Source organism: Dechloromonas sp. ZY10 (assembly GCF_041378895.1).
Lineage (GTDB): Bacteria > Pseudomonadota > Gammaproteobacteria > Burkholderiales > Rhodocyclaceae > Azonexus > Azonexus aquae.
The window spans coordinates 1,531,887-1,544,787 of the sequence record NZ_CP144212.1 but is presented as its reverse complement, the minus strand read 5'-3'; the positions used below and the strand labels follow the sequence as shown (position 1 = coordinate 1,544,787).

The window sequence follows — 12,901 nt, the reverse complement described above, 5'->3', positions numbered from 1 at the left end:
TTCCCGTTCATTTTTTTCTTTTCCCGAGGAGACGCCATGTCGCATTTCGTTGAACTCTCGATGTACCAGCTCTCGCAGCTCTTCCTGCTACCGACGCTGATCCTGATCGCCGCGCTGTTTCTCTACGCCTTCTGGGTGCTCGGCGAATTCCTGCTGCTCGCCTGGTATCGCCGCCAAGGCAAGGGCCAGCCGCTGCTCGCCGAATTTCGCCGCAATTCGGCGTTGACCGTGGATGAACTCGACGTCCTGGCGCACAAGGTGCTGGAGAACCCGCGCATCGCCAGCCGGGTCACGCCGATGCTCGGGCTGGTGGCGACGATGATCCCGATGGGACCGGCACTCAAGTCGCTGTCCGACGGCAACCTGGCCGAAGTCTCGAACAACCTGACGATTGCCTTCTCGGCGGTCATCCTGGCGCTGATCGCGGCGTCGATCACCTACTGGGTGGTCAATGTCCGCCGCCGCTGGCTGGCGGAAGAACTGGTCGCGATCGAACTGCAACGGAGCGCCGCATGAGCCTGAAACTGCTGCACGAACCGGAAACCGAAGACCCGATCCTGTCGGTGGTCAACCTGATCGACATCTTCCTGGTGATCATCGCCGCGCTGCTGATCACCGTGGCCCAGAATCCGCTGATCAACCCCTTCAACAAGCAGGACGTGACGGTGATTACCGACCCCGGCAAGCCGAACATGGAAGTGACGATCAAGAAAGGCGAAAAGATCGAGAAATACAAGGCCAACGGCAGCATCGGCAGTGGCGACGGCGAAAAAGCCGGGGTCGCCTACCGAATGAAGGACGGCTCGATGATCTATGTCCCGGAAGGCGATGCACCTCTCGCCGCGCAATCTGGAGTCAACTAACCGCCCCTGTCGGCTCCATCTCCCCTAAACAGCAGTCGGCGGCGTAAAATAGGCAGTTGTTTCCTAGCGAACCCTGTGCATGCCGATCCCTGCCCGTCACCTGCCGGAACAAGCCTTCGCCCGTATCCTGCGGGATACCGTGCACGAGGTCGGCGAACGCTTTCTGGCAGCGGTGGTAGACCAGCTGGCTGCACTGCTGCAGGCCCAGACCGTTTTTGTGGCCCGTGCCCTCGATGCCCCGCCGACCCGCGTCGAGGTCCTGGCCTGCAGCCGGACCGGCTGGCTCGACACCTTCGACCTCGCCGGCAGCCCCTGCGAACTGGTCTATGGCGGACGCAGCATAGCCATTGAGCAGGGGGTTGCTGAGCGCTTTCTGCTGGCCCGCGACAGCGCTTGCGAAAGCTTTTTCGGCTTCCCCTTCTTTGACGGCGAGGGTCGCTGCATCGGCCACCTCGGACTGTTTTTCAAGGCGGCCGGCGGCCTCTCTGCGGCACTTGCGGAGCAGTTGCGACTGCTCTCGCTGCGCCTGGAGGCCGAATTGCAACGGCTTGACACGCTGACACAACTGGAGAGTGCCGGACGCAAGCTGAAATTCCAGAACCGCATCCTGAAAATGGCAGCCCGCCACGCTCCGTTACCGGAAGTGCTGACCCAGCTGATTCTCGGGATAGAAGCCGAGCATCCGCAGATGCTGTGCAGCATCATGTGCCCCAATCCGGATGGCCAGAGTATTGGCGTGGTTGCCGCCCCCAGCCTGCCGGAAGCCTACACCGCCCTGCTCAAGCGAGTCCCGGTCGCCCCTGGCGTCGGTTCCTGCGGCTCGGCGGCGCACAGCGGCCAGATGGTCATCGTCGAAGACATCGGCAGCCACGCTTACTGGGCCAGTTTCCGCGACATTCCGCTATCGCACGGGCTGCACAGTTGCTGGTCGCAGCCGGTCAAGGATGCCGACGGCCAGTTGCTTGGTGTCTTTGCGGTTTACCACTGCCAGCCGACCGTGCCGGCGGCCAGCGACATTGCGCTGGTCGAGTCGCTGGCCGACCTGAGCAGCCTGGTCCTCGGGCACTACGCGATCCTCGACGAATTGCGCCGCCGCGCCACCACCGACGATCTCACCGGCCTGAAAAACCGTGCCTGTTTCATGCAGATGCTGGCCGCTGAATTCCAGCGCAGCCAGCGCCACGAACGTCCGCTGTCAGTACTGATGTTCGACCTCGACTATTTCAAATCGATCAACGACAGTCACGGTCATGCCGTGGGCGATGCCGTACTGCGTGCAGTGGGTACGGCCTGCCAGGCACAATTGCGCAGCGAAGACCTGCTGGCCCGGATTGGCGGTGAGGAGTTCGCGGTGATCCTGCCGGAAACCGGTCTTGCCGGCGCGCTTGAAGTTGGCGAAAAACTGCGCGCCAGCGTTGCCGGTCTGAGCCTGCCGCTCACTGGAACCAAGCTGCGGGTCAGCACCTCGGTCGGGGTTGCCACGCTCTCCGGAGGGGAGCGCAACCACGAAGAACTGCTGTCGCAGGCGGACAAGGCGCTGTACCGCGCCAAAGACGGCGGACGCAACCGGGTTTGCGGCCAGCAGCCAGCCTGAATCGGGATTTTTCATCCCTGCGCACGGTCGACCGTGCGCAGGAGTGTTTTCTGCTACCGCCAGGCTGCCTCAGGCTGCTGATACCTTGAACTGCCCCATCGTCTGCTCCAGCTTGCCGGTGGCGAAGCCGGTGGTTTCGGCACTGCGGGTTGCAGCCGCAATCGCTTCGCGCACCGCATCAACCTTGCCGGCAATGCCTTCGACCCGTTCGCCATAGGAGTGTGTCGAACTGGCAATCTGGCCGATGGTCACGAACAACCGCTCGACCACCTCCTCGATCTCGCGCTTGTCGGACGCCGCCTCGGTCGCCAGGCGCAGCCCCTGCTCCATTTCGCTCATGCCGCTGTCCATCGTCCGCACCGCCTCCTCGGCCTGAACCTGTACCCCTTCGATCATGCTGCCGATGTCGCGGGTAGCGGTGCTGGTCCGCTCGGCCAGCTTGCGCACTTCGTCGGCAACCACCGCAAAGCCGCGCCCGGCCTCGCCAGCGCGCGCCGCTTCGATCGCGGCGTTGAGCGCCAGCAGGTTGGTCTGCTCGGCGATTTCCTTGATCAGGGTCACGATACGACCAATATCCAGCGTCCGCTGCTCAAGCTGGCGGATGGTTGCCGACGAAAGCCGTACCGATTCGCGGATGCGCTGGCTGCTGCTATCGATCAGCGCAAACTGACCGGCGGCTTCGTGGCTGACCCGGCGCACCACCTCGCGCATGGTTTCGGTGTTGGCGCTGGCCGCATCGATTTCGCCCAGCTGGCCGCGCACCGCGTCAAGAATCGCGGCCGTCGCCTGCTGCATTTCGTCGGCCACTTCCAGCGCCCGCGTGCTGCGTTCCTGCAAACTGCGGTTGCTGTCGCCGATTTCTCCGGTGGTGCGGACCACCACCCGGATGATCTGCTCCAGATTATCGATAAAGCTGTTGGTCCACTGCGCCATCACCGTGGTTTCGTCGCTATCCCCGCTGGCCCGGGGCAAGCGCTGCGACAGGTTGCCGCCGCCTTCGGCGCTGCCGCGCAGCATCCGCGTTGCTTCCCGCATCCGGCCGCTGACCGGCGCCACGCCGCGCAGGTAAAGCACCGCGCCGCCCAGCAATTGGAGGCCGGCGCCAACCGCCGCGACCAGCGCACCGCCATGCCCCAGCACATCGCCGAGCGCCGCCGCCCCCAGCCAGCTGGCCAGTGCCAACAGCAGATACAGGCGGAGAATCCGGTAGGGCAGACCGCGGTAGCGATAAACCTCCTCCAGATCGGCCTCGCACATCATCCCCCAGGTATCGGGCGAACCCGGCAGCTGGAAGGTGACGCCCTTGCCGATTACCGGCACATGCCGGTAATCGGAATAGCCGGGATAGGTGACGAAAAGGTTTTGGCCGTTGCGGATGGTCTCGCGCACACCAGGATGCAATTGTCCGGTCGATGGATCGTTGAAGACCAGTTCGAGCTCGGTGTGTTCGCGTACCTGCACCGTGCCAAAAGGGGTGCGCACGCCGTCCTTGAGGTTGTCGCCGCCAGTGAAAGTGCGGTCCTCGAAGCGCGAGCGCGACAAGGCAGTGCCCGGCCGCAGGGTCGGATCGAACTGCGAGCGGACCATGAACAGGTAGTTGTCGCCCGACTCGTGAAAGATGTGTCCGGCCTCGCGCTGGATCAGGTCGCCCAGGACATCGTTGGGCACCCGGCCGCAAACCAGCGCCACCGTTTCGCCCCTCACCAGCAGGGGCTGCATGAACATCAGCGTCACCGCATCGTGAAAGCGCGAACTCGACGGCGGCAAGGCCGCCGTCACCGGATCGCGGTAAGGACCGTGCAGGAAGGGAGCGCGCCAGCCGGCATCGACCGCCGCCCGCACCGGCAACGACAGGCCGACCCGACCGCTCTGGGTCGAGGCCAAAACGACGCCACTACGGTCAACCAGGAAAATCTCGGAAAAATCGCCGGAGCGCCGCTGGCATTGCTGCAACAGCGCCAGTGCCGCCGGATCGCTGGCCGTCGGCCAGCGGCCGGCCAGTTCGCGCGCCAGACCATCGAGCGACGACCATTGCTGGCTGCACCAGTTGTTCAGGATGCGCACGCGGGTTTCGGCAAAGGCATCAAAAGTCTGTTCAATCGCCGGGTAGCGATGGCGGTTCCAGAAAGTTGCCCAGCGCATCGCCAGCGCCCCGGTACGTCCGAGCCAGGGCAACCAGCCCTTTTCCTGGGCCGACAGCGGCATGTTCACACTTTTCAACATCGGATTTGCTCCCAAACGCAGACCTGTGCTGCAGTGCAATATCCATACCCGCCTCCCTGCCTTGCCAGATAGCCAAGACCAGGCAGGCTGTAAATCAAGCGTTTAGACCAATACAAAATGACTAGTCAATAGGAATCAAGCACCAAGTTCGAGCAACCCAAACACCTCTCGCCCCGCCAATGCACCACAAACAGGCGAATGACGCACCATAAGCGTGCTCCACTCCCTCAACTCGACGCTCCCGCCCCCCTCCCGTATCATTCGCCCCCGATGCAACTCGATACCCTCCGCGACCTCCTGCGCCAGCACGGCGCCCAGACCTGCCACGAAGAGCGCGTGCTGCGCGCCTGGTGCCAGGTCCGCTCGCTCGACAACCGCCACAGCGCCAGCGAGAACTTCCTGCCGCTGAGCCTGCGCGGCGCCCTGCCCGAAATCAATGCCCAGCTCGAAGGCCTCGCCCGGGTCGTCTCCGAACACCCCGGCGAAGACGGCTCGGCCCGGCTGCTGGTCGGCCTGGCCGATGGCCAGACGGTCGAAAGCGTGCTCCTGCCGCGCGACGGCGTCTGCGTCTCGACCCAGGTCGGCTGCGCGGTCGGCTGCGTTTTCTGCATGACCGGCAAGGATGGCTTGCTGCGCCAGGTCGGCAGCGCCGAGATCGTCGCCCAGGTCGTCCTGGCGCGGCGCCGGCGGCCAGTCAAGAAAGTGGTGTTCATGGGTATGGGCGAGCCGGCGCACAACCTCGACAACGTGCTTGAGGCGATCGACTTCCTCGGCACCCTCGGCGGCATCGGCCACAAGAACCTGGTTTTCTCGACCGTCGGCGATCCGCGTGTCTTCGAGCGCTTGGGCCAGGGGCCGGTCAAGCCGGCGCTGGCGCTGTCGCTGCATACCACCCGCGCCGACCTGCGCGCCGAACTGCTGCCGCGCGCCCCACGAATGACGCCGGAAGAGCTGGTCGCCGCCGGCGAAGCCTACGCCCGCGCCACCGGCTACCCGATCCAGTACCAATGGACGCTGATCGACGGGGTCAATGACAGCGAGGAAGAGCTGGCAGGGATCGTCCGCCTGCTCTCCGGCAAGTACGCACTGATGAACATGATCCCGTACAACAGCGTCGACGCCCTGCCCTACCGCCGCCCGGCCCCGGAAAAGGCCCGCGCCATCGCCCGCTGGCTGCACGAGCGGCGCATCCTGACCAAACTGCGCAACTCCGCCGGCCAGGACATCGATGGCGGCTGCGGCCAGCTGCGAGCGCGGGTCAAGATCGACCGCCATGCCGCCGCCCGCGCCCGACAAGAAGCTGCCCAGTCTCCTGAGGGATCAGGGGCCGGCCTGAATTCATCCAGTTGAAAGCCCCCCCGACAGCGCCCTCCGAGGCACACGGGGAGATGAAAAATGCCGGTGTTCACGGTCGACCGTAAACAGCGGCATTTTTCGGTACCGCCGGCGCGGCGATCCGCGAACTACTCCTGACGGCGGCGGAAAACCCAGGTCCGCTCGTCGGAGGCCTCGGCGGCAAAGGCATACCCCTCGCTGGCAAACGCCTTCAGCGCCTCCGGGTCGTGCACACGATTGAGGATTGCGTGCCGGGTCATCAGCCCGCGCGCGCGCTTGGCGTAGAAACTGATGATCTTGTATTTGCCACCCTTCCAATCCTCGAACACCGGCTGGATCACCGGCGCCGCGATCTTCTTGCCGACGGCGGCCTTGAAATATTCCTCGGAGGCCAGATTGATCACGCAGGGACGCGGCATTTCAGCCAGTTCGGCATTGATCGCCTCGACCAGGGTCTGGCCCCAGAAAGCATACAGGTCCTTGCCGGCCTCGTTCCTGAACTTGGTGCCCATTTCCAGGCGATAGGGCTGCATCAGGTCGAGCGGCTTGAGCAGGCCGTAGAGACCGGAGAGGATGCGCACCTGCTGCTGCGCGAAATCGAGGTCGGCGGCGCTCAGGGTTTTTGCCGCCAGGCCGTCGTAGACGTCGCCATCGAAGGCCAGCACCGCCGGCTTGGCGTTCTGCGGCGTAAACGGCAGCGACCAGTCCTGGTAGCGGTGGTAATTGAGCAAGGCCAGTTGATCGGACAGGTCCATCAAGCCGGCGATGTCGGCCGGCGACAGGCCGCGCAACTGGCGGATCAGGGTCGCCGCATGCTCAAGAAAGACCGGCTGGGTGTGGCGGTCGACATGCGCCGGGGTTTGGTAGTCAAGAGCCTTGGCGGGAGAGAGCAGGATCAGCATGGCAGTCGATGCAATGGTGCTATTTGAGAAAACAGGAAGGTGGACATTCTACCGGCTGGTAAAATTACGCTTTTGCTTTTTCGGAACACCCATGAAACGTACCCGCTTCGGCGCCCGTGAACGCCTCTCCCGCGACGCAGCGGAACTGCAACGCCTGGCCACCGGCCTGTCGGAATCGGGTGGCAAACTGGAAGACGGCTACTGGGAAAATCAGCTCGCCGAAGCCGTCGACAGCCTGCTCAAAAATGGCGGCGAAGACGACCTCAACGCGGCGCTCGACCGCCTGTTCGAAAGCAATCCGCGGGCGCACGACGAACTCGCCGACATGATCGAGGCACGCGCTGAATCCTGCCGTGTCGAAGCCGCCGGCCAGCCCTTCGATATCCTGCTCTTTGCCGCACCGTTGCTCGCCTGGTCGCGCTTCTCGATTGCTTCGGGCAACCTGCCGACCGCGCTGCTGCAGGCCTTGAGCGTACAACTCGGAGCGCATGTCTTTGCCGGTCAGGCGCGGATCGCGCTGGCCAACTACCTGTTCAGCCCCGACCAGTTGCCGCGCAGCTATTGCGACACCCGCCAACTTACCCAGGAACTCGCTACCGCCGCGCTGGCCGGCCAGCATCTGGCAATCGATAGCAGCGGCATGGCCGAAACCAACCGTTTCCTCTCCGACGCCCGCTACCTGATCGGCGCCATTGCGCTGCCCGCTGGCTCGCCGCTGTTCCGCTGGAACGAGAACGACGGCAACAAGGATGCCGCGCTCAAGGAATGGCAGCGCCAGGGCGGTGCCAATCTTGAATCGCTGCTGACCGGTTGCGCCTGGCAACTGCAATTGCCGAATGCCTATCACGCTGCCTGCCGCGATGCTGACCGCCAGTCGCGCCCCTATTCGCTGCAAGCTTCGGTGGCTTTCCTGCAGACCACGCTGAACCTTGAGCCGGAACAATTGCGGGCGGTGATCGGCCCCTGCTACGACCGTCGCCTGGAGGAATACCGCGTCGGGCTCGGACCGCAAAACGGTGAAGAGGTGTACCACGGCATCGTCTGGCCGCTGCTCGGCAACGACGATGAAAATAGCGATACCGTCGGCGAAATCGAAACCCGCCTGCGCGAAGCCGGGGTCAAGGACGTGATTTTCCTCGACCATCGCTTCCCGATGGAATTCTGCGACGACTGCGGCGCCCCGATGTTCCCCAACGCCGAAGGCGAACTGGTGCATGCGCAGATGCCGGAAGAAGCCGCCAGCCACGCCACTCCGACCCTGCTGCACTAGGCTCCGATGTCGTCCCCGTCTTCCGCCAACGTCGAGTGGCTGGCCCGCAGCCAGGCTGCGGTCTGGCATCCGTGCACCCAGATGCAGCACCACGCCAATCCGCACCAGCCGCAGCACCTGCCACTGGTCCCGGTGGCACGCGGCGCAGGCGTCTGGCTGTATGACTTTGACGGCGGACGTTTTCTCGACGGCATCAGCTCGTGGTGGACCAACCTCTTCGGCCACGCCAATCCGCGCATCAACGCCGCGCTCAAGGCGCAGCTGGAAAGCCTTGAGCACGTGATGCTCGCCGGCTTCACCCACCAGCCGGTGGTCGAACTCTCGGAGCGCTTGTCGGCGCTGACCGGCGGCACGCTCGGCCACGCCTTCTACGCCTCCGACGGCGCTTCGGCGACCGAAATCGCGCTGAAGATGAGCTTCCACTACTGGCGCAACCGGGGCCGCCCGGAGAAGTCCGAGTTTCTCTGCCTGGCCGGCAGCTACCACGGCGAAACCGTCGGCGCGCTGGCCGTCACCGATGTCGCAATTTTCAAGGACGCCTACGCACCGCTGGTGCGCAGCGCCGCGCACGTGCTGCCCGCGCCCGACCAGCGCCTGGCCGAGCCCGGCGAAACTCCGGCGGATGTGGCCCGCCGCGCCGCCGCCGCGCTCGCCGCCTGGCTGGACGAGCATGGCCCGCGCACGGCGGCACTGATCGTCGAACCGCTGGTCCAGGGCGCCGCCGGCATGGCGATGTACGACCCGGAATATTTACGTCTGGCCCGCCAGCTGTGCGACCAGCACGAAGTACACCTGATCTGCGACGAAATCGCCGTCGGCTGCGGCCGCACCGGCACCTTCTTCGCGCACGAACAGGCCGAGATCGACGGCCGGCCGATCCGCCCCGACCTGCTCTGCCTGTCCAAGGGGATTTCCGGCGGCTACCTGCCCTTGTCCATCGTCCTCTGCCGCGACGAAATCTACGCCGCCTTCCTCGACGACTCGGTCGCCCGAGCCTTCCTCCACTCGCACAGCTACACCGGCAACCCGCTGGCCTGCCGCGCGGCGCTGGCAACGCTCGATATTTTCCGGGAAGACGACATTCTCACGGTCAACCGGCAGAAAGCGCAAAAAATCGCCGCCATGCTGGCACCACTGGCCGCTCATCCGCGCGTGCGCCACTTGCGCCAGCGCGGGATGATCGCCGCCTTCGACGTGCTCACCGACGATCCGCACTTCTCGCGCCGCTTCTACCGTGCCGCGCTCGACCACGAAGCCCTGTTGCGGCCGATCGGCAATACGGTCTATCTGATGCCGCCTTACATCATCGACGATGCCGGGATCGCACATCTTGGCCGAGCGATTGAGGCCGCGCTCGCCGCCAGCCTGGCTTAAGTCGCGTCGCAAAGGAAGCAACAAAGAGCGCAAGATTTTGCTTGCCCCACAGCGCCAGCCACTTACAATTCCCAGCCAGCATTTTCCTGAGCCTTTTTTTGGAATTCATCGACCCCCGCACCTTCCTGCTCGTCGCCAACCTGTTCGGCATCCTCTGCGCTTTCGTGCTGTGGGTGCAGGCGCGGAGTTTTCCCGACGACATCCAGGGCCTGCGCGACTGGGCCCGGGCGGTGGTGCTGATCGGCTGTGCTTCCGGCCTGGCCTCGATGCGCGGGCATCTGCCCGACCTGCTCAGCATCGTCGGCGCCAGCGCCCTACTGCTGTTCGGACAATTGCTGCTGATCATCGGCCTGCAACGCTACGCCGGCCAGCCACCGACCTGGCGCCCGGCGCTCGACGCCATCGGTGCGGTCCTGTTCCTGACCCTGTGGCTAACCTACGGCTCGTCACACTACCAGGGCCGGTTACTGATCATGGGCCTGGCCCACATCGGGCTTTTCTCGTTTGGCGCGCTGCTCGCCTGGCAAGCCCGGCCGGCCGGTTTCGGCAATCGTTTTCTCGCCGGCTTCTTCGTTCTCGGGGTCATCGTCGCACTGTGGCGGATCGCCACCCTGCCGACCAACGTCGCACAAAGCGACGATACTTTCGATCACAACCTGATCCAGCAGGCCTACCTGGCCATGTTCTCGCTCGGTGTCCTCGGGCTGTCAATCGGCTTCATCCTGCTCGCCAACGAGCGGCTGCGCGTCGAGCTCGAATTTCTCGCCACCCGCGACCCAATGACCGGCGCCCTCAACCGCCGCGCCTTCTTCACCCGCGCCAATATCGAATGGGCGCGCAGCCAACGCGCCCGCCGGCCCCTGGCAGCCATTGCCTCGGACATCGATTTTTTCAAGAAGGTCAACGACACCTACGGTCACCACATCGGCGATCTGGTGATCAAGGACTTTGCCCGGCGCGCCGGCGAACAGTTGCGCCTGCCCGACGTGCTGGCCCGCTTCGGCGGTGAGGAATTCGTAATCTTGCTGCCCGAAACCGGTCTGAGCGAAGCAAAAAAAGTCGCCGAACGGATTCGCCGCGAAATCGAGCAACAACGCAGCTCCGAACTGCCGGCTTACACCGTCAGCCTCGGTGTCGCCGCGTGTTTTGGTCAGGAAAGCGATCGTGCCGACCTGGAAAACCTGCTCACCGCCGCCGACGAGGCGCTCTATCGGGCCAAGCAGAGTGGCCGCAATCGGGTGATTGGCTAACCCCGTCAAACGCCCGTTTCGCATTCTCTGGCTGCACTGGTCCGGCTTATGCCATAGAATTTGTGGTTCAACCGGAGCGCAACCATGGATAGTTTCAAGCCCTTTCTGTTCCTTGCCACCGCCGATCAAGCATGGATTGCCGGCCACAAGGAAAGCCTGCAGCAGGAATTCGAACTCAACGTATTCACCAGCGGCAGCGACTGCCTGAGCGCACTCAACGAGCGCCAGCCCGACATCCTGCTGCTCGACACGCAACTGCCGGGCTGCGATGCCTGGAGCCTGCACCGCGAAATCCGCGACGATTTCAATACCTCCGACGTTTACCAGTTCCTGCTCTGCAACGAAAGCGAAGCCGCCCATCCCGACCTCGTTGCCGACGATTTCATGCTGCGTCCGGCCGGCGGCGCCCCGCTGCTGAGCAAACTGCGCCTGTTCAAGAAATCGCTGCAGCAAAAACAGGAAGCCAAGGCCCAGATGGCCTATGCGCAGAATGTCGCGATGACCGCGATGTGCAGCATGGGCGAGCTCGGCGTGGTCATGGAGTTCATGTCCAAGAGCTTTGCCTGCCGCAGTATCCAGGCGGTCGGCGAACAAGCCCTGAGCGCACTGCAACAATACGAACTCGACGGCATCATTCACTTTGTCTGGGAAGGCGAGAGCTATACCACCCGCAGCAACCAGGCCGAGATTCTCGACAGCGACCGCGAACAGATCGCGCAACTGCGCACTCTCGGCCGCCTCCTCGAAATCAAGGAACAACTGGTGGTCAATTTCGAACACACCACCATCCTGATCAAGAACATGCCGGAAGACCCCGAGCGCTGCGGCCGTATCCGCGACAACATCGCTACCCTGTGCGAAGGCATCGAATCGCGCGTTGCCGGCCTGCTGCTGGAACACGACAACCTGCTCAAGCAGCAGGGAATCCGCTATGCGGTCTGCGAAATCCGCGACTCGGTCGCCAATCTTTACGAGCGGCAACAAGCCCATCAGCAGCAGGGCCGCGAGATGATGATCGGCCTGATCGACGACTTTGAAGCCGCTTTCGTGCACATGGCCATCCGTGCCGACATCGAGAACATGATGATCAGCGAGATGGTGGAACTGCGCCACCGGCTCGACGAACTGTGGGACAAGCCCAACGAGGTCGAAGCCAAGCTGCGCGTTGTTGTCGCCTCGCTCGAAACCCTGGCCGGCGATGTCGGCGCCGGACGCCCTGCAGCGCTGTGACCCCGGCAGGCGTCTGCCCGCAATGCCAAAAGACGGCGGCCGGACAGGTTGGTACACCAGCCGGCAGCCACTACGGCATTGACTACGCCTCCGGTCTACGGCGGATTCCACCAAGCATCGGCGAAAACGCCGCCCGGAGGGCCTGAACATGTGGCAGGAAATCGACCTTGGACCGCACATTCATGGCCGCCTGGCGCTGCCGGAAACTCCCCGTGACCTGCTCTTGCTCGCCCACACCGGCTTTGTCACGGTCGACCAAGCTCAGGAGGCATTTTTGCTCGGCCAAGGCCATGCGCTGCTCAATTGCGCGCTGCTCGACGAGGAAGAAATCCGCTACCCGGATGCCGGCAACAACATCTTTCGCCTCAGCGAACGGCTGCTGCAGGCCCTCGCCCACTTGCTTCGCCAATCCGAACTGAAGGCCCTGCCCCTGGCGCTCTGCACTTACGATGCAACAACACCGGCCGCTATCCGCACGGCAACCCAGCGCGACCGGCAAGTCACGGCCATCGCCGCTTGCGGCGGCGAAATCGATCGAGCCGGCGGCGAAGCCCTGCGCTTCCTTGGCCAGCCCCTGCTGTTACTGCATGCTGCCGACGACAAACGCACCCCGGTGGCCCATGCCCGCGCCGCTCGCCATCTGCGTGCGCCCTGCAGCCTGGTCATGCTGGCAGCGGATGAAGCGCCCCTGCTGAAGCAGGCAGCCTGGTTCATTACGCTGACGCAAGCGCCCTGTCTGTCCGGCAAAAAGTATCCTCCCGCTGCTCAGTCAGACCAAGAGAATTGACTGCTCTGGGCAGAAAACATAAAAAAACCGCCGGAAAACTCTCCGGCGGCGGAACAAGGCGGCGCATGGGGGG

11 protein-coding genes are annotated in these 12,901 nt (G+C 64.0%); 9 read left to right on the top strand and 2 right to left on the bottom strand.

Annotated features, from left to right (window positions below):
• The first annotated feature begins 36 nt into the window (after positions 1 to 36).
• The 3 genes from VX159_RS07040 to VX159_RS07030 all read left to right on the top strand — a co-directional run bounded on the left by VX159_RS07040 (position 37) and on the right by VX159_RS07030 (position 2,457).
• Entirely contained in the window at positions 37 to 516 is a 480-nt protein-coding gene (locus tag VX159_RS07040) for a MotA/TolQ/ExbB proton channel family protein (protein ID WP_371325263.1), read from the top strand.
• Positions 513 to 863 carry a DUF2149 domain-containing protein gene (locus VX159_RS07035; protein WP_371325262.1) on the top strand — a complete coding sequence of 117 codons (351 nt, stop codon included), beginning with the start codon at positions 513 to 515 and terminating at the stop codon, positions 861 to 863. Before VX159_RS07040 ends, VX159_RS07035 begins: the two co-directional genes overlap by 4 nt.
• A 79-nt stretch (positions 864 to 942) precedes the next feature.
• Positions 943 to 2,457 (top strand): diguanylate cyclase, encoded by a 1,515-nt coding sequence (locus VX159_RS07030; protein ID WP_371325261.1) that lies wholly within the window; start codon positions 943 to 945, stop codon positions 2,455 to 2,457.
• Positions 2,458 to 2,526: 69 nt separating this feature from the next.
• On the opposite strand, the gene VX159_RS07025 is transcribed toward VX159_RS07030, so the two are convergent.
• The gene (locus tag VX159_RS07025) at positions 2,527 to 4,680 is read right to left on the bottom strand and encodes a methyl-accepting chemotaxis protein (RefSeq protein WP_371325260.1); all 2,154 of its coding nucleotides are present in this window, start codon (positions 4,678 to 4,680) and stop codon (positions 2,527 to 2,529) included.
• A gap of 270 nt (positions 4,681 to 4,950) precedes the next feature.
• Between VX159_RS07025 and VX159_RS07020 the strand changes: the two genes are divergently transcribed.
• A complete protein-coding gene (locus VX159_RS07020; protein WP_371325259.1) occupies positions 4,951 to 6,030 on the top strand; it encodes an RNA methyltransferase in 1,080 nt (359 codons plus the stop codon).
• Positions 6,031 to 6,143: 113 nt separating this feature from the next.
• On the opposite strand, the gene yaaA is transcribed toward VX159_RS07020, so the two are convergent.
• Positions 6,144 to 6,917, bottom strand: a complete 774-nt coding sequence (gene yaaA, locus VX159_RS07015; protein WP_371325258.1) for a peroxide stress protein YaaA — start codon at positions 6,915 to 6,917, stop codon at positions 6,144 to 6,146.
• Positions 6,918 to 7,008: 91 nt separating this feature from the next.
• Between yaaA and VX159_RS07010 the strand changes: the two genes are divergently transcribed.
• The 5 genes from VX159_RS07010 (at position 7,009) to VX159_RS06990 (ending at position 12,828) form a co-directional block, all read left to right on the top strand.
• On the top strand, positions 7,009 to 8,187 hold the full coding sequence (locus VX159_RS07010; RefSeq protein WP_371325257.1) for a DUF2863 family protein: 1,179 nt from the start codon (positions 7,009 to 7,011) through the stop codon (positions 8,185 to 8,187).
• Positions 8,188 to 8,193: 6 nt separating this feature from the next.
• Positions 8,194 to 9,561, top strand: coding sequence for an adenosylmethionine--8-amino-7-oxononanoate transaminase (gene bioA / locus VX159_RS07005; protein ID WP_371325256.1), 1,368 nt, complete (start codon positions 8,194 to 8,196; stop codon positions 9,559 to 9,561).
• 98 nt (positions 9,562 to 9,659) lie between these two features.
• On the top strand, positions 9,660 to 10,811 hold the full coding sequence (locus VX159_RS07000) for a diguanylate cyclase (protein WP_371325255.1): 1,152 nt from the start codon (positions 9,660 to 9,662) through the stop codon (positions 10,809 to 10,811).
• An 84-nt stretch (positions 10,812 to 10,895) separates the two neighbouring features.
• Positions 10,896 to 12,041, top strand: coding sequence for a hypothetical protein (locus VX159_RS06995; protein ID WP_371325254.1), 1,146 nt, complete (start codon positions 10,896 to 10,898; stop codon positions 12,039 to 12,041).
• A 148-nt stretch (positions 12,042 to 12,189) separates the two neighbouring features.
• Positions 12,190 to 12,828, top strand: a complete 639-nt coding sequence (locus tag VX159_RS06990; protein ID WP_371325253.1) for a hypothetical protein — start codon at positions 12,190 to 12,192, stop codon at positions 12,826 to 12,828.
• Positions 12,829 to 12,901 lie beyond the last annotated feature (73 nt).